This window comes from Neolewinella marina (genome assembly GCF_002631205.1).
In the GTDB taxonomy this organism is placed as follows: domain Bacteria; phylum Bacteroidota; class Bacteroidia; order Chitinophagales; family Saprospiraceae; genus Neolewinella; species Neolewinella marina.
This window is the reverse complement of sequence record NZ_PDLO01000002.1, coordinates 667,786-689,594: the sequence shown is the minus strand read 5'-3', so window position 1 is coordinate 689,594 and position 21,809 is coordinate 667,786. Positions and strand designations below refer to the sequence as shown.

Genomic DNA, 21,809 nt, shown 5'->3' with positions numbered 1-21,809 from the left:
GATTATTCTTTTGCTCTGAACGTGACAAGTCAGGGTGCGGTGGAGGTTAGATTTTTGCTGAATGGGGCCAATGCCAATACCAGCACGCGGGGTAAAGCCATTGTGGAAGGACAATGGCATCACATAGCCGCAACCTACGATGGGTCGACAGTTGCGTTATATCTCGACGGAGCATTGGAGACAACTTCCAGTAGGACCGGAGCCCTTCTCAATACAACCAACATGAAATTGGGTATTGGAAACCGCCCCGAGGGCGCAACGCTTGATCACCCCTTTGATGGAATGATTGATGAACTGCGGGTCTACGACCGCAGCCTGTCAGGGAGTGAAGTCAATAACCTGACCACCACCGAGGCCTACCGCCAACTGCCGGTAACGTTCACTTCATTCCAGGCTACACCAGCTTTTTCCGGAGTGGAATTGTACTGGACGGTTGAGGACCAGCGCGACAATGCCGGCTTCGCCATGGAGCGGGCCACCGGCAATGAGGGCGTGTTTACCGAAGTCGGATTTGTGGCAGCCCACGCTCACGGTGATTATAGCTACACGGACTACGCGGCACCGGAAGATGCCACTCTCTACTACCGGCTGCGGCAGGTGGATCACGACGGCAGCGCGATGTACTCCAGCCTGGTCACCGTAGCTCCCCAGCAACGCAATGAATTGACGGTTTTTCCGAATCCGGCCTCCACTTCCCTGACGGTCAGCGGCAGCGGGGCCTACGCCATCCTGGATGGGTTCGGGAGGCGGGTAGCCTCCGGGACGGTAGTGGGGCAAGAGCGTATTGCGGTAGCCGACCTCCCCACCGGAACGTATACCCTTATGGTAAACCAGCAAGTTACCCGCTTCGTCAAGCAATAGCACACCCGGGCAATCGACCATCTCTCCTAGAGAATTTCTCTTGCAGAGCAACACCCCGCCTTCATTCGGAAGCGGGGCGCTTTTTTTATTGTGGAAAACCCGAAAAATATTTCTTAACACATAATTTCAGGTTGTTACACGGGTTATAATGGTGTCTCCGGCGACTATGAGGCAAAGTAGCGGTTGGAGAAAGGGGTTGTTCCGTCGCTTGGCGGGCAGCTTCGAATTGCTCTTGCCCCACCTGATGCGGGGCAGCGGGCATGTGTTTTGGTTTTTCACAGGTTATAAGACACTAACATGAACATTCACGCAATCCGTGTGAGCCTACTATTGTGGGCTCTCCCCCTGGCCGTTCTGGCCCAGGCCCCTTCCACCGATGGACTCATCGCCTACTGGAAATTTGACGAAACCTCAGGTACCACAGCCCTCGATCCGGCCGGATCCAACCACGCTACCCTCAATCCTGGTGCCAGTTTTGCCGTTGACCAGGGGCAGTCGGGCGGCGCTCTCTTGGTCGGGGACGGCCCAGGTGTTGCCACGGTTCCGTCTTTTGACATTGGAGGCAGCGCCATTACAATAGCCGCCTGGGTGTACCCCAACGTTAGCGGTGCGGGTGGCGTTGCCTCACCAGGACGCATCATTAGCAAAGCCAGTAGTAGTAAGGAATACTTTGTTCTTACCTTGGATACCCCCCGTTCCATTCAATTTCGCATGCGGTTAAACGATAAGACCTACACCTATTCGGCCCCAGCAAACTTGATTGACGAAGGGGCCTGGAGCCACGTAGCCTACACCTATAATGGTTCCCAGGTCAGACTTTACCACAATGGTGCCCTGGTGACGACTTACTCTGCCTCCGGCATGCTGACGGCGGGGCCCGGGGTGGATTTGGGAATTGGCAATAACCCCGCCGCCGTGGGTACGGGCAACCCCCTGAATGGGAAACTCGACGAGCTGCGGGTGTACAACCGCAGCCTGAGCGACAGCGAGATCGCCGCCCTGATCTCCGTCCAGGCTTACCGCCAGTTGCCGGTAACCTTCACATCTTTTCGGGCCGAGCCAGCTTTTGCCGGTGTGGAACTGAAGTGGACCGTGGAAGACCAGCGCGACAACGCGGGCTTCGCCGTAGAGCGGGCCACCGGCGATGAGGGCGTATTTACCGAAGTCGGATTTGTGGCAGCCCACGCTCACGGTGACTATCACTACACAGACTACTACGCCCCCCAGAATGCCACCCTCTACTACCGGCTGCGGCAGGTGGATCACGACGGCAGCGAGATGTACTCCAGCCTGGTCACCGTAGCCCCCCAACAGCGGCAGGAGCTGTCGGTCTACCCAAATCCGGCCTCAGCCTACCTGCGGGTAAACGGCAGCGGCCCCTACGCCATCCTGGATGCCTACGGGCGGCGGGTAGGGTCCGGAATGGCCACCGACCACCAATCCATCGCCGTAGCCGATCTGCCCGCCGGAACCTACACCCTGCACGTGAACCGGGAAGCGGTCCGCTTCGTGAAACAGTAAAGGAGGGACTTGCTATCTTGGAGGGTCATTCGTTTTCCGCCGTCTTCGGTCGGGCTTATCCCCGCTGGATTTCCAAGATGGCGACTGCTACAACCCACCACATGAAAGTGCTGCTCCCCTTCCTTCTCCTTTGCCTGGCTTCCTGTGGTTCCCCGGAACCCGCGGCCGCGCCCCCGGACACCCATACGGCCGACGACGGTGGGCTCACCGTCACCGAAGCCCCCTACGGCACCACCGAAGACGGGGCCGTAACGGAGTATACCCTGGAAAATGAGCAGGGGCTGCGGGTGAGCATTATCAACTACGGGGGAATCATCACCAGCATCTACGCTCCGGACCGGGAGGGGAGACTGGACGACGTGGTGCTGGGATTCGACAGCCTGGCGGGCTACGAGGGGGAACACCCCTACTTCGGGGCCCTGATTGGCCGCTACGGCAACCGCATCGCCGGGGGTAAATTCACCCTCGACGGAGCAACCTACCAATTGCCCACCAACAACGGACCCAACAGCCTCCACGGCGGTGACGTTGGCTTCGACCACAAGTGGTGGCGCGGCCGCCCCCTGCGGGAAGAAAACCGGGTAGGGGTGGAACTCACCGGCCGCAGCCCCGACGGGGAAATGGGCTACCCCGGCAACCTGGATGTGACGGTGCGGTACTGGCTCGACAACGACAACGCCCTCACCCTGGAATACGAAGCCACCACCGACCGGGCCACCCCGGTGAACCTCACCAACCACACCTACTTCAACCTGCAGGGCGCCGGCAAGGGCGATATCCTGGACCACGAGATCCGCATCCACGCGGAGCGCTTCACCCCGGTGGATGAGTCGCTCATCCCCCTGGGCGAACTGCGGGAAGTAGCGGGCACCCCCTTTGACTTCCGGCAGTCCACCGCTATCGGCGAGCGCATCGATGCCGAGGACGAGCAGCTGGGGGCGGGCGGCGGTTACGACCACAACTTCGTGCTGGACGGTGAAGGGAACGGGCTCCGCCCCGCCGCCACCGTCTACGACCCCGAAAGCGGCCGCACCCTGGAAGTGGCCACCACGGAGCCGGGGGTGCAATTCTACACCGGCAACTTCCTCAACGGCAGCGTGGTGGGCAAGGGCGGCAAGGCCTACGCCTACCGCACGGGCTTCTGCCTGGAAACCCAGCACTTTCCCGATTCTCCGAATCAGGAGGACTTCCCCTCCACCATCCTGCGGCCCGGCGATACCTACCGCAGTACTACGGTCTACACCTTCGGTACGCGGTAGCGGCCAACGTCAGTACGACAGCTCCCCTTCCCCGAGCAGGAAGAGGGTAGTCTCTACGCTGCTCCGCAGGTTGTAGGCCAGGTTTTCGTCTTCTCCCGGATCATCCTCCAATTGGCGCAGCTTTTCCCGGAGTACGGGCAGGAAGCTGCGGCGTGCTGCGCCCGCATACTGGATTTCCTGGAGGGCGGACAGTGCCCGGTAAGGTTCCTTTCCCAGGGCGTAGTGGCCCAGTAGCTCCGCCGCCCCTTCATCCGGGACGCCGTACCGCAGCAGTCCCCCCGCCGCCGCGATGGCTACCGAAGGGTGGGGGTCATCGAGTACAGCCCGGAGGGCAGCGGCGGTGGGCGGCGACAGCGAGTCCTGCCCGAGTGCCACGGCGGCGCGGTAGCGCACCAGCGGTTCCCGGCTCATCAGGTCCCGCCGCAGTTGTTCCGCCGCGGCCGGGCGGGCGGGGTCGAGCAGGGCCGTAGACAGGCCGGCGGCCAGCGGATAGGCCAGGGTGTCCAGCCGCCAGGTGTAGGGCATCTCCAGACCGGCCAGGGCTACCTCGGGAAGGAAATGGACGTCGCGCACCGCCAGAATATGGTCTTCCAGCGCCCGTCGCATCCGCTTTACCCGGTCGGCGTGGGCGGGGCTGTCCGCGAGGTTGTGCAGCTCCCAGGGGTCGGCTTCCAGGTCGTAGAGGGTTTTCCGGGGCTGGGGAGAGAGGATGCGCCGCTGGAGGGAGTCCAGCCGGTCGGCCCGCCCATCGGCCCGGATGGTGCGCACGATGTCGGATACGTCGGCGTACTTCTGGGGCTTCTGCGGCGGGAAGCGGGGCAGGAAATTGCGGGTGTATAGGTAGCGACCGTCGGTCACCGAGCGGGCCAGGTCGGGGGTCTCGTCTAGGCGGTTGCGGCCGGCGTAGATGTATTCGGGGGCCGGCGTACGGTGGGGGCCGAGCACCGCCCGCCCGTCCATGTAGTCCGGCACTTCGCCGCCACCCAAACTGACCACGGTGGGCCCGAGGTCGAGGAAAGAGAGCAGCTCTTGACTGACGGAACCGGTTTCCCAGGGCGATAAATGGCGGTAGGCCTCCGGGAACCAGACCAGGAAGGGGACCCGGTAGCCCAGTCCGCTGGCCGTGGCCTTCCCGCCCGGCATCGCCTCCCCGTGGTCGGCGTAGACGAAGATGATGGTCGAGTCGCGCAGCCCGTCCGCTTCCAGGCGGTCGAGGAGCTGCCCCATTTTCAGGTCGGCGTAGTTGATCGAGTTATAGAGGCGGGCCAGGTGTTCCCGCATCTCCGGGGAGCTGCGGTAAACCGGCGGAACCTCCAGCTCACCCGCCCGGGTGACCAGGGAATCGGGCAACTGACCCAGGACGTGCTCCTCGTACCAGGCCCGCGGGTGGGTCATGGTGCGCGACTGGTGGCTTTCGTTGAAGTTGAAAACGCTGAAGAAGGGCTGCCCCGGGGCCCGGTCCCACCAGCCGGCTTTGTTGGAGGACTCGTCCCAGGAGGCGGCGATGAGGGCCTTGGCGCGACTGGTATTGTAGTCGGTCTTGGCGTTGTTGGTGGTGTAGTAGCCCACGTCCCTCAGGTAGGCGGGGAACCCCCGGATAAAGTCCGGGATCGGATAATTGCTGCGGTGGTTTCCCGTACCCAGCTTGTCCGGGTTCACCCCGGTAATCATGGCGTTGCGGGCAATGGCGCACACCGGAGCGGGAGCAAAGGCCCGGGTGAAGCGGACACCCTCCCGCGCCAGCCGGTCGATATTCGGGGTGTGTACGTAGGGATTGCCGTAAGCCCCGATGAACTGGGGCGAGGTGTCCTCCATGGTGAGCCACAGGATGTGGGGGCGTTCCTCCGGAACTCGCGGACCCGCCGCCCCGTCCTGAGCCGCAAGGGAACACGATACCAGCAGGAAAAGAAAGACAATAAAACGGGTCATATACAGAAGTTTGGGCGCTGCCGCGGGTGCCGGGAAAGGGGTAAACGGCCAAAAAGATAGTACGGCGCCGCGACTACCGTGGCCGAAGCCCTTTCGCCGTTGCTCCGGGGCGACAACGCGGTGGGTAAACGGGCGATATGTGCTACTTTTCAGGACTTTCCTTCACCGCTGACCTTTTCTCTCTATGCGAACCCTGCTGCTCGTTCTCTCCTGGTTCACCGCAACTACCCTGGTGGCCCAGGAACGCGGCGTACTCGATTTTGATCTGTCTACCCCCTGGACCGACCAGGTAAACCGCAACCAACCCTGGGACGTCTACCCCCGCCCCCAGATGACCCGCGAGGGCTGGACCAACCTCAACGGTCCCTGGGACTACGCCATCCGACCCGTGGCCGAATCACAGGCCCCGGCGCGGTGGGACGGCAAGATCCTGGTTCCCTTCGCCGTGGAATCCCAGCTGAGCGGGGTGAAAAAGCTGGTCGGGGAAGACCACTACCTGTGGTACCGCCGCAACTTCACGGCGCCCCGGCTGGCCGACGGCGAGCGGCTGCTGCTGCACTTCGGCGCGGTGGATTTCCGCGCGACGGTCTACGTAAACGGACAGGTGGTCGGCGGCCACGAAGGCGGCTACGTACCCTTCAGCTTCGACGTGACGCCCTACCTGAAGGGCAGGGGAGCCCAGGAACTTTCGGTGCGCGTATGGGATCCAACCGACGCGGGACTGCAGCCCCGCGGCAAGCAGGTCAACGAACCCGGCGGCATCTTCTATACCCCCGTCACCGGCATCTGGCAGACGGTCTGGCTGGAAGTGGTGCCCGGCGATCACCTCACCGACCTGCGCATCACCCCGAACGTGGATGAAGCGGCGGTGGATGTCCAGCTCCTCACCAGCCCCCTGAGTCGCGACCTCACTGCCCGCCTGAGTCTGACCCGGGCGGACGGCAGCGAAGTGACCGTGCAGGAGGTGCCGTTGGTGGCCGGCAGTGCGTCCGCGGCCGTGCGCCTGCCCCTGTCGGAGGCCCGGCTGTGGTCGCCCGAGGACCCTTATCTCTATCCGCTGGAAGTAGTCCTTACCGACAGGAACGGCATGGTAGTGGACCGGGTGGATAGCTACGTGGGCATGCGCAAGGTGAGCCTGGGCAAGGACGCCAACGGTTACACCGTTCTGCTGCTCAACGACCAACCCTATTTCCAGTTCGGCCCCCTCGACCAGGGGTGGTGGCCCGACGGGCTGTACACCGCGCCCACCCCCGAAGCGATGGTCTTCGATATTGAAATGACCAAAAAGTGGGGCTTCAACATGCTGCGCAAGCACGTCAAGACCGAGCCCGCCACCTTCTATCACGCCTGCGATACCCTGGGCGTGCTCGTCTGGCAGGACATGCCCAGCGGCTACATCCACGACCGCACCTTCGTAGCGCCGGAGGCCGCCCGCGACGCCCGGCAACCCTTCGCTGATCGCATCCACTTTGAGCGGGAGTACCGGGAAATGATCGATGCCCTCTACGACTTTCCCAGCATCGTGGTGTGGGTACCCTTCAACGAGGGCTGGGGGCAATACGACACCGAGCGGATCGCCGACTGGACGCGGGCCTACGACCCCAGCCGCCTGGTCGACGCCCCGAGCGGCTGGACCGACCGCGGGGTCGGAGACATGTACGACGCTCACCTCTACCCGGGCCCCGGCATGGAAGCTCCCGAAGAAAACCGGGCCTCGGTACTCGGTGAGTTCGGCGGCCTCGGACTGGTCGTGCCCGACCACCTCTGGTGGGACAAGCGCAACTGGGGCTACCAGAGCTATACCAACCAGGAGGAGCTGAACGCCGGCTTCCGTTCGCTCATTGAGGCGCTGTACGGACTGCGCGCCCGGGGGCTGGGCGCGGCCATCTATACCCAGACCACCGACGTGGAAGGGGAGGTGAACGGACTCATGACCTACGACCGCAAGGTGATGAAACTGGATACCAACCGCTCGCCGGAGCTTTTCGCCCCCCTCTACGCAGCAGCCCCGCGCCACCGCGTACTGCTGCCGACTTCAAAAACGGAGCCGCAGCTTTGGCAAATGGTCACCGCGGAGGGGGAGGACCTCCTGGCCGACGGGCGGCTGCCGGAGGACGCGCCGGTGCGTAGGGTCAATGGCCCCTTTGCTACCTACGCCGACTTCTTCCAGCCCCGCGGCACCCAGTGGGCGGTGGACGAATTCCTGTACCTCAGCCGTAGCTTTCGTGTAAATCGCCTGCCGCAGCACCTCTTCGCGGAGTTCTATAACCAGCGGGTGGATTTCGTGGTCTACCTTAATGGTGAGCTGCTGATGGACGTGAAGGCCGGTGGGGGTGGATTCGGCCACTACAACGTGCGGCGGATTGACGACAGCCTCAGTCAGCTCCGCGAAGGAGAAAATACCGTGACCATCCGGGTAAAGCGGGCGGGCGACGCCGAGAACCTGTCGTTCGACTTCGGGCTGTTCGGCACCGAGACCACCGGCGGCCGGTAGGTCGCTACTCCGGCAGGTCGTTGAACACCCGGGCGTCGGCGGGCATGTTGAAGAAATCATCCCCCAGTTCGGGGCGGAAGGCGTAGTCCGTCACCTGGGTTTCGGTGACCTTCTCTCCGGGGTTGCCGTCGTTCCAGTAGTGGGTGTCGTAGCCGGTGGGCAGGGTGATGCCGTCGACCTTGGTCTTGCCGGTAACCTTCATCAGTTTCTCGGGCGTCTGGCCGCCGTCGGGGAAGTATCCGGGGTAGGAAACGATGTACCGCAGGGCGTCGAGCTGGGCGGTTTCCGGGTTCAGGTAGAGGACGTAGTAGTCCTGATCGGCGTCGCCGGTGCCCTCGGCGTAGGTCACCTTCACCAGGTCGTAGGTGGTGCCGTCCAATTCCTCGGCGGGCAGGGCCTCGAAGTGGATGCCCTCATCGGCCAGCACGAAGGGGAGCCCTACGAAGTAGTAGGGCGTCAGCGACCAGAAGCGGGGGCTCATCCCGTCCACCCGTTCGCCGGTCATGGACCAGGCCTGCTGCCCGTCGAATCCGAACCGTTGGGTGGTGTCGGTGGCCAGCAGGTGGACGGCCCGGCTGCGGCGGTAATCGTTGTAGGCCAGGGTGTTGCGCGGGGAGCCGTCGTCGAGCGGCTGGTAGTTGAAGTGGAAGTACAGGGGACTGTTGGCGTACCAGGCCTCGAGGCCGCCGTGGGCTTCGATGGCGCGCAGCACTTTTTGCGCCGGAGCGCTGGTGCCGAGGCGTTCATAGGCCGCCGCGACCCGTTCGGCGTAGGGATCCATGGACATTTCCGGGGCGGGGGCTTCGGTTTCGGGCGCGGGGTCCGACTGGCAGGCCATGAGCGCGAGCAGGAGCAGGAGGGCTAGGTAAGGCATGGGGTTGGTTTGGGGTTAAGGACAATGGAAGGGGGGAAAGGTTGTGTCAGACATCGGATGTCTGTCAAAATGACAGACATCCGATGTCTGACAAGTTGTCACCACCCTCAACCCTTCCCGCCGCCGGCGTGTCTTCCATCCACCATGCGCGTTGCCCTCCTCCTGCTGGCCCTTCAGATGACCTTTCTGGCCCTGTCCCCCTGTGGGGACCTGGTAGCCGGCGTGGAGTGCGGGGAAACCACGGAAGCGGAGGACCACGGCGCTCCCGACCACGACGACGACTGCGCGTCTTTCTGCAGCTGCTCCTGCTGCGGACTCCTTGCCGACGCTCCGCCCGCCCTTGCGGAACTCGAAATGGCGGAAACGCCCCCGCCCACCGGCCAGGCCCGCCCCGCGAGCCACCAGGACTGGAAGACCATTGTCCCTGATACCGGCACCGGACCACCGCCCCGCGGCTAGCTACTCCGTTTCACTCTTTCGGTTTAGCTAATCCTTTCCTACATGTTTGATGCTATCATTGCTTATTCCGTGCGGAATAAGCTAGTGGTCGGACTATTCGTCCTGGCCCTTATTGTCTGGGGTATTTTCTCCCTGCGGCAAATCCCCATCGATGCCGTCCCCGACATCACCAACAACCAGGTGCAGGTCATCACCACCTCACCTACCCTGGCCACCCAGGAGGTGGAACAGTTCATCACCACTCCCGTGGAGCTGGCCCTGCAGAACCTTCAGGACCTGGAGGAGATCCGCTCCATCTCCCGCTTCGGGCTTTCGGTGGTGACGGTGGTCTTCGAAGAGGACACCGACATTTACCTGGCGCGGCAACTGGTCACCGAGCACCTGCGGGAAGCGACCGAAAACATCCCGCCCGGCCTCGGCAGCCCCACCCTGGCGCCCATCTCCACCGGCCTCGGCGAGATCTACCAGTACGTGCTGCGGCCCGAGCCGGGCTACGAGGACCGCTATTCCCCCACCGAGCTGCGCAGCATGCAGGACTGGATCGTGAGCCGCCAGCTCTCCGGCATCGAAGGGGTAGTGGAGGTGAACAGCATGGGGGGCTTCCTCAAGCAGTACGAGGTAGCCGTGGACCCCGACCAGCTGAAGGCCATGGCGGTGACCATCCCCGAGGTGCTCTCCGCCCTGGAGAACAGCAACGAGAATACCGGCGGAGCCTACATCGAGAAGAACCCCCGCACCTACTACATCCGCACCAACGGCATCACCCGCACCCTGGACGACATCCGGAAGATCGTGGTAGCCGTGCGCGGCGGGCGGCCCATCCTCATCCAGGATGTCGGCACGGTCGGCTTCGGCGCCGCCCCGCGCTTCGGCGCCCTGGTGCGCAACGGCGAGGAGGTCGTCGGGGGCCGGGTGATGATGCTCCGCGGCGCCAATTCCGCAGCGGTCACCGAGCGGGTGAGGGAAAGGGTGGAACAGGTACAGAAGTCGCTGCCCGAAGGGGTAGTGATCGAGCCCTACCTGGTGCGCGACAAGCTGGTGACCACCGCCGTGCGCACCGTGGCCACCAACCTGATTGAGGGAGGGCTTATCGTGGTCTTCATCCTGGTCCTGCTGCTGGGCAACTGGCGGGCCGGACTGGTGGTTGCCTCCGTCATCCCGCTGTCGATGCTCTTCGCGATCTCCATGATGAACCTGCTGGGCATCTCGGCCAACCTGATGAGCCTGGGGGCCATCGACTTCGGCCTCATCGTCGACGGGGCCGTCATCATCGTGGAGGCGATCGTCCATCGGCTGGGCAGCCGCTTCCCCGGCCAGCGGCTCACCCGTTTCCAGATGGACGAGGAGGTCACCACCGCCGCGGTCCGCATCCGCAGCTCCGCGGCCTTCGGGGAGATCATCATCCTGCTGGTCTACCTGCCCATCCTGGCCCTGGTGGGCATCGAGGGCAAGATGTTCCGCCCCATGGCCCAGACCGTCATGCTGGCCATCGCCGGCGCCCTCATCCTCTCACTCACCTACGTGCCGGCTTTATCGGCCCTGGTGCTGAAGAAGCACATCAGCAACCGCCGCACCTTGGCCGACCGCATCATCGGGTTCTGCCAGCGGCTCTACGCGCCGGTCCTGCGCGCCGCCCTGCGCTGGCGCGGACTTACGGTAGCGGGCACCGCCCTGCTGTTCCTGCTTAGCCTGTGGCAATTTACCCGCCTCGGGGGGGAGTTCATCCCTACCCTGGAGGAGGGCGACCTGGCCATGCAGCAAATCCTGCCCCCCGGCACCTCGCTTTCCCAAAGCGTAGAGGTCACCCGCAAGGTGCAACGGCGCATTCTGGAAGAGATCCCGGAAGTGACGGACGTGGTCACCGCCATCGGCTCGGCCGAGATCCCCACCGACCCCATGCCGGTCGAGGTGGGCGACTACACCCTGGTGATGCTGCCCCGCGACGAGTGGGAAACGGCCGACGACCGCCAGGGAATGTTCGAGGCCATCGAGGAGGCGCTGGAGGTGTTTCCCGGCGTGGGACTGGAGTTCTCCCAGCCCATCCAGCTGCGCTTCAATGAACTGATGACGGGCACCAAGGCCGACATTGCCATCAAACTCTACGGTCCTGACCTGGACCTGGCCTACCGCAAGGCCAGGGAAGCAGAAGCCATCATCGCCGGCCTGCCCGGGACGGGCACCGTCACCGTGGAGCAGACCACGGGCATGCCGCAGATCGTGGTCGACTTCGACTACGGCAAGCTGGCCCAGTACGGACTGCAAGTCCGCGACGTCAACCGCGTCGTCGAGGCCGCCTTCGCCGGCCGCTCGGCGGGGACCGTCTACGAGAACGAGCGCCGCTTCGACCTGACGGTACGGCTGCAGTCGGCCGACCGTACCGACCTCCAGGACGTAGCCAATCTCTACATCCCCCTGTCCGGCGGCGGGCAGGTGCCGCTGCGCGAAGTGGCTGCGGTGCGCCTCATCGATGCTCCCATGCAGATCAGCCGGGAGAACACCAACCGCCGCACCGTGATCGGCGTAAACGTGGGAGATACCGACGTGGAAAGGCTAGTGAAGAACATTCAGCAGGCCCTCGACGACCAGCTCCAGTTGCCCCCGGGATACTACCTGACCTACGGCGGGCAGTTCGAGAACCTGCAGGCGGCCAGCGCCCGGCTCGCGGTGGCGGTACCGGTGGCCCTGGCGCTCATCTTTTCCCTGCTCTTTTTCACCTTCGGCAGCTTCTCCCAGGCCCTGTTGATCTTCGTGGCCATCCCGCTCTCCGCCATCGGTGGGGTATGGGCCCTGGAGCTGCGGGGCATGCCCTTCAGCATCTCGGCCGGCATCGGTTTCATCGCCCTGTTCGGGGTGGCCGTGCTCAACGGCATCGTGCTGGTAGGCTACTTCAACCAGTTGAAGGAGGAGGGGTGGACCGACGTGCGCGACCGCATCGTGGAAGGTACGCGCGTCCGGCTCCGACCGGTGATCATGACGGCCGCCGTGGCCTCGCTCGGCTTCCTGCCCATGGCCCTGTCCAATTCCGGGGGCGCCGAGGTGCAGCGCCCGCTGGCCACGGTGGTCATCGGGGGGCTTATCACCGCTACTTTCCTTACGCTGGTGATCCTGCCGATCGGCTACTACTGGCTCGAGCGGTGGCAGGACCGCCGTACGGGCCGGACGCGCAATCTGGTTATCCTGTTGCCGCTGCTGTTCGCTTCCGTGGGCGCCGGCGCGCAGGTGCCAAGGATTCCGGTCGAGGATGCCGTGAACCGGGTACTCGACCTCCATCCCGACCTGAAGGCCGCCAATAAGTCCCTGGAAAGGGACCGCGCCCTGCTCGACCTGCCCTACGCTCCGGGAACCACCGACCTGAGCTACAACGGCGACGGACTCTTCCGGGAGAACGGGCAACGGATGAGTCAGCTCTCGGTCCTCCAGCGGTTCGATCACCCCGGGGCGCTCCGGGCGGCCAATGCCCTGCAGGATGCCGTGGTGGCCGGTGACCTTGCCTCCCGCGACCTCACCGCGGCTGAGGTCCGGCTGTCGGTACGTACCCTCTTCGGCCGCATGCGGTTCCACGAAGCCCTGGACCGCCACTACCAGCGGTTGCTGGACACCTACGCCGGCTTCGACCGCATCGCCCGCGCCCGTGCCTCGGCCGGTGCGACCAATCTGGCCGAAGCCCTGCGGCTGGAAGCCGAAATGGACCTCATCCGCCAGCGGGCAGAAGCCAATCTGACGGCCCTGGAGGGACTGCAATCACAACTCTCCCTGCTCGCCGACGGACAATCCTGGCTGCCCGCCGATACCCTCCGCCTGGAAGTGTACACGGGACCACCCGGCAGCGGCGATCCGGATCACCCGAGCGTAGCCCTGGCCCGCCGCCGCGTGGAGCAGCGTACCGCCGCGGTGGACCTGACGGCCGCGGAAACCCTGCCCACCTTCCGGCTCGGTTATTCCGGCCAGCAGTTCACCGAGGGGGGGTACCTGAGCGGACTGGAGGCCGGGCTGACCCTCCAGCTCTTCACCGCCCCCAACCGCCGCCGGGTGGAGTCCCGCCGCATCGACGTTGCCCGCGCCGAATCCGAACTGGCGGCCACCGAGCTGGCCTACCAGCGCGAAATGGTCCGGCTGGAGACCGAGCTCAGCCAGTCGGCCACCAACGTACTCCGCTACCGGGAGCGGGCCGAAGGGGTCATCCCCGAGCTCGTCCGCATTACCCGCCTGAACTACCGCGCCGGCGAATTGGGCTACCTGGAAGTCCTCGACGCCCTACGCAGCCTGGCCGATACCCGCCACGACCTCCTCCAGGAAATCCTGACCCACAACCTGGCCCTCTACCGCCTCCAATACCTCCGCAATGAATAAGTACGGAATCAACTGTCTGGCCCCCGCCTTCCGGAGCCTCACCGCCCTGCTCTTGCTGGCCTTCCTGGGCACCTGCGCACCGGCGCCCGATGATCAAGACGACCACGATGACCACGAAACGGGCCACCACGAGGATGCGCACGGCGACGACCACCATGAAGAAGGGGGTAGCATCCACCTGACCGCCGCGCAACTGGACGCCATGGACATCCGCTTCGGGGAAGTCCGCGACCTGAAACTGAACGACTACCTCACGGCCACCGGTACCCTGGGGCTGCCCCCCAACGGCTACGCCGCCGTGAGCGCCCGTGCCTCGGGCTTCGTGCGCGACGTGGCCAACTACGTGGAGGGCGACTACGTGAAGCGGGGTGCCCTGCTCGGCTATCTCGAAAACCCCGAGTTCATCGACCTGCAACAGCGCTACCTGGAGGTCCGGGCCCAGCTCGGCTACGCCGAGCAGGAACTCGCCCGGCAGGAGCAGCTATACGCCGATTCCGCCGGGGTACTGAATACCGTGCAGCGGCTGCAGGCGGAGGTTGCTACCCACCGCGCCACCGTGGCCGGACTGCGGCAGCGACTGGAATACCTGGGCCTACCGGTTGACGGGCTTACCCCGGAATCCATCAGCCGGCGGATCCAGCTCCGGGCCCCCCGGGCCGGCTACATCACCAGCATCGTCCTTCACGACGGCATCTACGTGGAGCCCCGCACCGAGTTGATGGAGTTGATCGACGAGGACCACCTTCACCTGGAACTCGACGTATTCGAGCGCGACATCGGCAAGGTGGAGGTCGGGCAGCGGGTCACCTACCGCATTCCCTCCCTCACCCCCGAACCCTACACCGCCGAGATCCACGTGGTGGGCAAGGACTTTGATGCCACGAACAAGACCGTGCGGGTACACGCCCACCTGGTCGGGGAGCAGCCGCCCTTCATCCGCGACCGCTTCGCCGAGGCCCGCATCTGGCTGGCGGAGGGCACCGTTCCCGCCCTGCCGGAATCGGCCATCGTACGGGAGGGGGAGCTGCATTACGTATTTGCCGCCCCGCCGCAGACGGAAGGGGAGAACGAAGTTGAGTTTACCCGACTGCGGGTGAATCCCGGCGTGACTGAGGATGGCTTCACGGCGGTGCGCTTCGTGGATTCCCTGCCCGCCGGTCACCGGCTGGTGACCGACAATGCCTACTTCGTGCAGGCCCAGGGGATGGCCAGTGAGCTGGGGCACGAGCACTGATTTTTTGTCAGACATCGGACGTCTGTCATTTTGACAGACATCCGATGTCTGCTAAATTGGCATAAAATCAACGCCATGGCAAATCCGCCTACCCCAAAGCCACTTGTCGAAGCGGATTTCGGTCCGGACTTCAGCGACTACGAACCCAAGCTCAGGCAAATGGCCCTCGAGATCGGCAACGAACTGCTGCGGGACGAGCCGGAAAAAACCCGGACCGATATTATCCGGATTGCCCTGGAGCGGGCCCGCCGCTGGTGGCTTGACCGGGCCGGGTGAACACCGAGGGTGGTCACATCCTTTCACCCACAAACCAGATCCATGGCGAACGACCATCATCATCACGCTGCCGGCGACAACGGAAAGGGCGTAGCGACGGCCTTTTTTCTCAATCTCGCCTTCACCGTAGTAGAGATCATTGGCGGGTTCTGGACCGGCTCCATCGCCATCCTGTCCGATGCGCTCCATGACCTGGGCGACAGCCTGTCGCTCGGAGTAGCCTGGTATTTTCAGCGGTTGTCGCGCAAGGGGCGGACGCCGAACTTCACCTACGGGTACAAGCGCTTCAATACCCTTGGCGCCATCATCACTGGGGTGGTGCTAGTGGCAGGGTCGGTCCTCATTCTTACGCGGGCCGTTCCTGCGCTATGGGATCCCGGGGAGCCTGAAGCGGAAGGTATGATCTACCTGGCCATCTTGGGGGTGGTCGTCAACGGCGCGGCGGCCTTCCGCGTCCGCAAGGGTGGCGACAGCCTGAACGAGCGGGTCATCAGCTGGCACTTACTGGAGGACGTACTCGGCTGGGTAGCGGTGCTGGTGGGCAGCATCATCATGTATTTCTATGACCTGCCGTGGATCGACCCGGCCCTGTCCATCGGCATCACCCTCTACATCCTCTACGGCGTGGTGCAGCAACTCTGGAAAGCCGGCAAAATCATTGTACAGGCGGCTCCGGAAGGACTGGACTACTCAGACATCGAGCAGCGACTCAAAAGCGTGGCCGGAGTGACCGATGCCCACCACCTCCACCTTTGGACGCTGGACGGACAGTACCACCTGGCCTCGGCCCACCTGGTGGTGGAGGACGCCACCTCCGTAGCAGACCTCAGGGAACTCAAGGAGCGGGCGCGATCGGTACTCCACGAGGCAGGGGTGGAACACGCTACCCTGGAGTTCGAAACGGAGGAGGAGTGGGCCGGGCACCGGCCTGACACACCGGATGTCTGACATCCTGTCAGACATCCGATGTTGTCCGTAGCTTTGCCACATGGAAATTTCTCCCCCGGAGATCAGCTACGCCCCCCTGCGGGAATCCGATCAGCCCCAGTTGGCGGAGTTGATGGACCGCATCTATCCGCCAGCCTACGCCCACTTCTGGCCCGACGGTGGCAGGTGGTACCTGGACAGCCAGTACGGCCCGGAGAACTTCGCCCGGGAAATGGCCGACCCTGCGGCCGTATACCAGTTCGTACTATATGAAGGCCGCGAAGTCGGCATTGTACGCACGCTGCCCGGCCTGTCCCCCCCGGAGCAGCCCGGGGCCAGCGCGACCAAGTTGCACCGGCTTTACCTCGATCCCCGTCTCCACGGCCGTGGCCTGGGCCGGCGGGTAGTGGAGGACGTGAGCCGCAGCAGTCGCCAACGCGGTGACGAATTACTGTGGCTCGAAGCAATGGATACTTCGTCCCCCGCCTTGGCCTTCTACGACCGCCTGGGGTTCGCTCGCCTGTCCCACTTCACCCTGGATATGCCCCGGATGTACCCCGCCCGCCGGGGTATGTGGCGACTGGCCAAATCGTGGTAAGCCGGACGAGTGTCGCCCCTGCGCCATAGCAGAGGCAATAAAGAAGCCGCAAAAACCGCCTATCTTATAGCGGCCCGACGGCTGCCCCGACTTCCTTCCCCCGTGCACCACTGCATCCCTCCCCGCCGCCCGCGCTGCAGTGCAAATGCATACGTACCCACCGGCAGAATGCGCTTTATCGTCCATCTCCTGATTTTATTGGTGCTCTTGCTGAGCGCCCCCCTATCCCTCGTGGGGCAGACCGTCGAGGCACGGCAGCCATACTACCTGGGACTGAAACGCGACCTGCTTTACGGGGCCGGGGCCGCGGGTTCCGTGGTACTCGGGAAGGTCCTTCGTGAACGGACGCCGGACATCGTGCTGGCCGATCTGCGCCTGAACAGTATACCCGACTTTGACCAGGTAGCTACCCAGTTCAGCTCCCCAACGGCCCGCAACTGGTCGGATCATTCCCTTTACGCTTCCGCCGCCCTCCCGGGTTTGCTGCTGCTGTCACCCGCCGGCCGTAAACATGCGTTTTCGATCGGCGTACTCTTCGCCGAAACCATGCTGCTGAACCAGGGGCTGACCGACATCATCAAGTCGTCCGCCAAGCGGCCGCGCCCTTACGTTTTTGACGAGAACCTGCCCCCGGAAACCGTCATCAAGGGGAATGACCGCGCGGCATTCCTGTCGGGCCATACCAGCACCTCGGCGGCGGCCGGCTACTTCTTCGCCCGGGCCTTCGCCGACCTCCACCCCAATTCCAATTTGCGGCCCTTCGTTTGGGGATTGGGAGCTGGCCTCCCGGCCCTGACGGGCTACCTGCGGATCCGCGCCGGACAGCACTATCCGTCCGACGTACTGGCGGGCTACGTTCTGGGAGGCGTAATCGGCTACCTCCTCCCCGCCCTACACCGGCGGCCCACCCGGAAACGGCGGCTGGCCCTCACCCTTAATGGGGCGGGTGGGCGCCTGGTTTACCGCCTGCAATAAGTGAAAGGGATACCCCGCTTCGGGGTATAAGCGGAGGTTTGTGCAGGAATATTTCTGGCCTCCGGCGGCGGACTGCCTGAATTGCGGGTTATACCCCCAGCCGGGGAGTATAGCCTGAAGCCGCGCCAAGCTGTTCTCCGGTGGCAATCTTAAAAGATTCATGCGCCCCCGGATCATTACCCGCACCGTCTTGTTGCTTGGCCTGGTGAGTCTGCTCACCGACGTGGCCAGCGAGATGCTCTATCCGGTCATGCCGCTCTACCTGGAAAGCATCGGCTTTTCGGTAGCGGGTATTGGGCTGCTGGAAGGAGCTGCTTCGGCCACGGCGGGCCTCAGTAAGGGCTACTTCGGACAGTGGTCTGATCGCCTGGGACGGCGACTGCCCTTCGTACAGATAGGTTACGGGATCAGCGCGGTGGCCAAGCCGCTCATGGCGGTCTTTATTGCACCCTGGTGGGTGTTCCTGGCCCGTACCGCCGAGCGCCTGGGCAAGGGCATTCGTACCGGTGGCCGCGACGCCATGTTGTCGGGTGCGGCTACCCCGGCGACCAGGGCCCGGGTATTCGGTTTCCACCGGGCCATGGATACGACCGGCGCCGCGCTGGGTCCCCTCCTGGCCCTGGCTTTCCTGTGGTTTTTTCCGGGGCAGTACCGCTGGTTGTTCATTGCCTCGGCCCTGCCTGGCCTGCTAGCGGTGGTGGCCACCCTCCTGCTGAAGGAGCAGCGGGTACCGCCCCAGGAGGGGGGGAGGCCGGGGCTACTGGAATTTGCCCGTTACGTCAGAGCGGCCGACCCCGCCTACCGCCGCTTGTGCTGGGGGCTGATCTCCTTCGCCTTGATCAACAGTTCCGACCTTTTTCTCCTCCTCATGCTCAAGCAAGCCGGACTGTCCGATACCGCCCTGATTGGGTGGTACGTTTTTTACAACCTGGTCTATGCAGTACTGGCTTACCCCTTCGGCGGACTGGCCGACCGCTGGGGACCCAAACCCGTCTACCTCGGTGGTTTGCTGGTATTCGCCGGGGTGTACCTCGGCTTGACGCAAGCCGTTGCTTGGTGGCACTTCGGCATCCTGTTCGCGGCCTACGGACTGTACGCCGCGGCCACGGAGGGCGTGGCGAAAGCCTGGATCAGCAAACTCGTGCCCCAGCGTGACCTGGGGACCGCCATCGGGACCGTCAGCGCGGGCGAAAGCCTGGCCACCCTGGTGGCCAGTACCGCCGCGGGAGTAGCTTGGTTGACCTTCGGAGCCGAGGCCCTCTTCATCGGTACGGCAGTCCTGTCGCTGCTCGTGGCGGGCTACGTGAGTCGGTTGGCAGGGTAGGCAGGCGTACCGCTGAGTACCCGGACCCGGGGCTGGATACGGCACCCGCGCGCCGCCGCCCCGATCAGCTTCCGATCGGCTGGGCATTGAAGCCGGCGTCGGCCACCACCGCACTCACCTCGTGGGCCGTGATCTCGTCGTCGGCCTCCACGGTCAGGATGCGGTCCTCGCTCTCCAGGTCGACCTTCCAGTCGCGGATGTGCTCGTTATCATTCAGGGAGGGTGTAACGCCGCGGACGCAGCCGCCGCAATTGATGTTGGTTTTGAATTTCAGGGTTTGCATGTGAAATCTGGTTTGGGTTAGGAATAATTCGTGGCGGGTCGTCAGCCAATGTTGCGCATTCTCAAGCGCAGGCTGTTGGTGACCACCGATACCGAGCTGAGCGCCATGGCGGCACCGGCAATCATCGGGTCCAGGAGAAAACCGTTGATGGGGTAGAGGACCCCCGCCGCGATGGGAATGCCAATCAGGTTGTAGATGAAGGCCCAGAAAAGGTTCTGGCGGATGCCCTGCACGGTTAGCTTGGATAATTCTAGGGCTTTGGGAATGGCCTGGAGATCGGAGGTGATCAGGGTCATTTTGGCCACATCCATGGCGATGTCGCTGCCGTGGCCCATGGCGATGCTCACGTCGGCGGTGGCCAGGGCCTGGCTGTCGTTGATACCGTCGCCTACCATTGCCACCACTTTGCCCCGTTGCTGCAGGTCCTTTACGAAGTCGGCCTTGTCCGACGGCATTACCTCGGCCCGGTACTCGGTGAGGCCTACTTCCCGGGCTACGGCTGCGGCGGTCTGGGCATTGTCGCCGGTAAGCATATACACTTCCACCCCCCGTTGCTGCAGGTTGCGGATGGCGGCGGCGGAAGACTCCTTCACGCGGTCGGAAATGGCGAGCAGGCCGAGTACCTCCACCTCGTTGGCAACAAAGACGACCGTACGGGCGGCGTCGCGCAGGTGGGAAGCCTGGTCTGCAAGCCCCGCGGAGAGGGTCAGCCCGTTTTCCCGCATCAGGCGCTCGTTCCCTACCCGGTAGGTGGTACCGGCGTGTACTACGGATACGCCCCGGCCGGTCAGGCTCTCGAATTCGGTAACCGGCGCGGCGGGGATCCCCTCGGCTTCCAGCCGGTCGGCGATGGCCCGGGCCAGGGGGTGCTCGGAGCGGGATTCCGCGGCCAGCAGGATGGATTTCAGCTCATTCACCTTCGCTTCCGGGCTCCAGTGCTCGTCCGTTACTTCCGGGCGACCCACGGTGATGGTCCCGGTTTTGTCGAGGACGATGGCGTTGACCCGTTTGCCGAGTTCGAGGCTCTCGGCGTCCTTGATGAGGATGTTGTTTTCGGCTCCCTTGCCGATACCGACCATGATGGCGGTAGGGGTGGCCAGGCCGAGGGCACAGGGACAGGCGATGACCAGCACGGCCACCGACGCCAGCAGGGCATGGGAAAAAGCCTCCTCGCCCCCCAGCAGCATCCAAACGATGAAGGTGACCACGGCAATGCCCAGTACGGCGGGTACAAATACTCCCGCGATCCTGTCCACCAGTTTCTGCACCGGGGCCTTGCTGCCCTGGGCTTCCCGTACCAGCCGGATGATCGAAGCCAGCAGGGTAGTGCTGCCCACCTTTTCCGCGGTCAGCCGAAAGCTGCCGCGCTGATTTACGGTACCGGCAAATACCTCCGCCCCCTCCGCCTTGCGTACCGGCACCGGCTCTCCGGTGATCATACTTTCGTCGACGAAGCTTTCCCCTTCACTGACCTTTCCGTCTACCGGTATTTTCTCCCCGGGCCGTACGATGAGTGTCTGTCCGACCGTCACCTCGGAAATGGGGAGCTCCACTTCCTTACCGTCCACAAGGGCGTGGACGGTGTTGGGCTGCAGGCCGATCAGTTTCTTGATGGCCGAGGAGGTATTTGATTTGGCCCGCTCCTCCAGCAGTTTTCCTAGGGAGATGAATACGATAATCACCGTGGCGGTCTCAAAATACACGTGGGGCTCCAGCCCGCGCGACAGCCAGAAAGCCGGGTAAACGGTGTTGAACGCACTGAAGAGGTAGGCGATGCCGGTACTCAGTGCGACCAGGGTATCCATATTGGCTACGCCATGCCGCGCCTGCCGGTAGGCGCCCTCGAAGAAGTGGCGTCCGAACCAGAAAAGCACCACGGCGGAGAGCAGCAGGGAGATCCAGCGGCCGGCTTCCCAGTCCATGTAGAACATGCCGATCACCACCACGGGTACGGTGAGCACGGCCGCCCACAGGGTTCGCTGCCGGATGGTCTGGTAGGCCTCTTCCCGCAATTCCTCCTGCAGCGTATCCGGGTCTTCGACGTCGATGATGAGGTCGTAGCCCACCGCCTGGACGGCGTTTCTCAGCTCCTCGGCCGAGATCCGGGCGGGGTCAAAGTCCACCTGTGCAGTGGTGTTGGCATAATTGACACTCACGCTGCGCACGCCCTCGACCTTCGAAAGGATGCTTTCCACGCTGGCCGCGCAACTCGCACAACTCATTCCCGTAACGGGAAAGGAGGTGGGAGAAGCGGTCCGGTCGGTAGTCAGCGGTTCGGTTTGTGCACTCATCGGTTTGTATTTACCCAGTGATCAGGGTTGGTGGTCACCTTGGTTCCCGTAGCCATTAAGCCTGCCTGAAAGCCGGAGAAGCTTGGTGGTACGCCCACATACCAAACAGTTGGCTTTCCGCGAGGTTGGGGCGGCGCTGGTGGCGGCAGACGTA

At 63.8% G+C, this 21,809-nt stretch carries 16 protein-coding genes; 12 read left to right on the top strand and 4 right to left on the bottom strand.

Annotation, left to right across the window (positions count from 1 at the left end; all coding sequences use genetic code 11):
- Positions 1-21: 21 nt before the first annotated feature.
- The 3 genes from CGL56_RS08370 (at position 22) to CGL56_RS08360 (ending at position 3,641) form a co-directional block, all read left to right on the top strand.
- Positions 22-861 carry a LamG-like jellyroll fold domain-containing protein gene (locus tag CGL56_RS08370; protein ID WP_099106072.1) on the top strand — a complete coding sequence of 280 codons (840 nt, stop codon included), beginning with the start codon at positions 22-24 and terminating at the stop codon, positions 859-861.
- Between the two features lie 297 nt (positions 862-1,158).
- Positions 1,159-2,382 carry a LamG-like jellyroll fold domain-containing protein gene (locus CGL56_RS08365; protein WP_099106071.1) on the top strand — a complete coding sequence of 408 codons (1,224 nt, stop codon included), beginning with the start codon at positions 1,159-1,161 and terminating at the stop codon, positions 2,380-2,382.
- 101 nt (positions 2,383-2,483) lie between these two features.
- Positions 2,484-3,641: an aldose epimerase family protein gene (locus CGL56_RS08360; RefSeq protein WP_099106070.1), complete on the top strand. Its 1,158-nt coding sequence runs from the start codon at positions 2,484-2,486 to the stop codon at positions 3,639-3,641.
- A gap of 9 nt (positions 3,642-3,650) precedes the next feature.
- On the opposite strand, the gene CGL56_RS08355 is transcribed toward CGL56_RS08360, so the two are convergent.
- Positions 3,651-5,570, bottom strand: coding sequence for a sulfatase-like hydrolase/transferase (locus CGL56_RS08355; RefSeq protein WP_099106069.1), 1,920 nt, complete (start codon positions 5,568-5,570; stop codon positions 3,651-3,653).
- A 184-nt stretch (positions 5,571-5,754) separates the two neighbouring features.
- Here CGL56_RS08355 and CGL56_RS08350 point away from each other — a divergent pair, with 184 nt between their 5' ends.
- Entirely contained in the window at positions 5,755-8,064 is a 2,310-nt protein-coding gene (locus CGL56_RS08350) for a glycoside hydrolase family 2 protein (RefSeq protein WP_099106068.1), read from the top strand.
- Between the two features lie 4 nt (positions 8,065-8,068).
- Here CGL56_RS08350 and CGL56_RS08345 read toward each other — a convergent pair whose 3' ends face one another.
- Positions 8,069-8,938, bottom strand: a complete 870-nt coding sequence (locus tag CGL56_RS08345; protein WP_099106067.1) for a DUF6503 family protein — start codon at positions 8,936-8,938, stop codon at positions 8,069-8,071.
- A 144-nt stretch (positions 8,939-9,082) separates the two neighbouring features.
- On the opposite strand from CGL56_RS08345, the gene CGL56_RS08340 reads away from it, so the two are divergent.
- The 8 genes from CGL56_RS08340 to CGL56_RS08305 all read left to right on the top strand — a co-directional run bounded on the left by CGL56_RS08340 (position 9,083) and on the right by CGL56_RS08305 (position 19,081).
- On the top strand, positions 9,083-9,397 hold the full coding sequence (locus CGL56_RS08340; RefSeq protein WP_099106066.1) for a hypothetical protein: 315 nt from the start codon (positions 9,083-9,085) through the stop codon (positions 9,395-9,397).
- Between the two features lie 42 nt (positions 9,398-9,439).
- A complete protein-coding gene (locus CGL56_RS08335) occupies positions 9,440-13,747 on the top strand; it encodes a CusA/CzcA family heavy metal efflux RND transporter (protein WP_099106065.1) in 4,308 nt (1,435 codons plus the stop codon).
- Entirely contained in the window at positions 13,740-14,981 is a 1,242-nt protein-coding gene (locus CGL56_RS08330) for an efflux RND transporter periplasmic adaptor subunit (RefSeq protein ID WP_099106064.1), read from the top strand. Before CGL56_RS08335 ends, CGL56_RS08330 begins: the two co-directional genes overlap by 8 nt.
- 75 nt (positions 14,982-15,056) lie before the next feature.
- Positions 15,057-15,257: a hypothetical protein gene (locus CGL56_RS08325; RefSeq protein ID WP_099106063.1), complete on the top strand. Its 201-nt coding sequence runs from the start codon at positions 15,057-15,059 to the stop codon at positions 15,255-15,257.
- Between the two features lie 42 nt (positions 15,258-15,299).
- Positions 15,300-16,205 carry a cation diffusion facilitator family transporter gene (locus tag CGL56_RS08320; RefSeq protein ID WP_099106062.1) on the top strand — a complete coding sequence of 302 codons (906 nt, stop codon included), beginning with the start codon at positions 15,300-15,302 and terminating at the stop codon, positions 16,203-16,205.
- Positions 16,206-16,245: 40 nt separating this feature from the next.
- On the top strand, positions 16,246-16,782 hold the full coding sequence (locus tag CGL56_RS08315) for a GNAT family N-acetyltransferase (protein WP_099106061.1): 537 nt from the start codon (positions 16,246-16,248) through the stop codon (positions 16,780-16,782).
- Positions 16,783-16,950: 168 nt separating this feature from the next.
- Positions 16,951-17,757 carry a phosphatase PAP2 family protein gene (locus CGL56_RS08310; RefSeq protein ID WP_099106060.1) on the top strand — a complete coding sequence of 269 codons (807 nt, stop codon included), beginning with the start codon at positions 16,951-16,953 and terminating at the stop codon, positions 17,755-17,757.
- Between the two features lie 160 nt (positions 17,758-17,917).
- The gene (locus tag CGL56_RS08305) at positions 17,918-19,081 is read left to right on the top strand and encodes an MFS transporter (RefSeq protein WP_099106059.1); all 1,164 of its coding nucleotides are present in this window, start codon (positions 17,918-17,920) and stop codon (positions 19,079-19,081) included.
- Between the two features lie 64 nt (positions 19,082-19,145).
- Here CGL56_RS08305 and CGL56_RS08300 read toward each other — a convergent pair whose 3' ends face one another.
- Positions 19,146-19,364, bottom strand: a complete 219-nt coding sequence (locus CGL56_RS08300; protein ID WP_099106058.1) for a heavy-metal-associated domain-containing protein — start codon at positions 19,362-19,364, stop codon at positions 19,146-19,148.
- A 41-nt stretch (positions 19,365-19,405) separates the two neighbouring features.
- The gene (locus tag CGL56_RS08295) at positions 19,406-21,655 is read right to left on the bottom strand and encodes a heavy metal translocating P-type ATPase (protein WP_099106057.1); all 2,250 of its coding nucleotides are present in this window, start codon (positions 21,653-21,655) and stop codon (positions 19,406-19,408) included.
- Positions 21,656-21,809: the final 154 nt, after the last annotated feature.

Bases quoted from the DNA above. Each gene is read 5' to 3' on its own strand.
- CGL56_RS08315 (WP_099106061.1), top strand. From the start codon at position 16,246: ATGGAAATTTCTCCCCCGGAGATCAGCTACGCCCCCCTGCGGGAATCC.
- CGL56_RS08320 (WP_099106062.1), top strand. From the start codon at position 15,300: ATGGCGAACGACCATCATCATCACGCTGCCGGCGACAACGGAAAGGGC.
- CGL56_RS08365 (WP_099106071.1), top strand. From the start codon at position 1,159: ATGAACATTCACGCAATCCGTGTGAGCCTACTATTGTGGGCTCTCCCC.
- CGL56_RS08325 (WP_099106063.1), top strand. From the start codon at position 15,057: ATGGCAAATCCGCCTACCCCAAAGCCACTTGTCGAAGCGGATTTCGGT.
- CGL56_RS08355 (WP_099106069.1), bottom strand. From the start codon at position 5,570: ATGACCCGTTTTATTGTCTTTCTTTTCCTGCTGGTATCGTGTTCCCTT.
- CGL56_RS08340 (WP_099106066.1), top strand. From the start codon at position 9,083: ATGCGCGTTGCCCTCCTCCTGCTGGCCCTTCAGATGACCTTTCTGGCC.
- CGL56_RS08350 (WP_099106068.1), top strand. From the start codon at position 5,755: ATGCGAACCCTGCTGCTCGTTCTCTCCTGGTTCACCGCAACTACCCTG.
- CGL56_RS08335 (WP_099106065.1), top strand. From the start codon at position 9,440: ATGTTTGATGCTATCATTGCTTATTCCGTGCGGAATAAGCTAGTGGTC.
- CGL56_RS08300 (WP_099106058.1), bottom strand. From the start codon at position 19,364: ATGCAAACCCTGAAATTCAAAACCAACATCAATTGCGGCGGCTGCGTC.
- CGL56_RS08295 (WP_099106057.1), bottom strand. From the start codon at position 21,655: ATGAGTGCACAAACCGAACCGCTGACTACCGACCGGACCGCTTCTCCC.
- CGL56_RS08305 (WP_099106059.1), top strand. From the start codon at position 17,918: ATGCGCCCCCGGATCATTACCCGCACCGTCTTGTTGCTTGGCCTGGTG.
- CGL56_RS08360 (WP_099106070.1), top strand. From the start codon at position 2,484: ATGAAAGTGCTGCTCCCCTTCCTTCTCCTTTGCCTGGCTTCCTGTGGT.
- CGL56_RS08310 (WP_099106060.1), top strand. From the start codon at position 16,951: ATGCGCTTTATCGTCCATCTCCTGATTTTATTGGTGCTCTTGCTGAGC.
- CGL56_RS08330 (WP_099106064.1), top strand. From the start codon at position 13,740: ATGAATAAGTACGGAATCAACTGTCTGGCCCCCGCCTTCCGGAGCCTC.
- CGL56_RS08345 (WP_099106067.1), bottom strand. From the start codon at position 8,938: ATGCCTTACCTAGCCCTCCTGCTCCTGCTCGCGCTCATGGCCTGCCAG.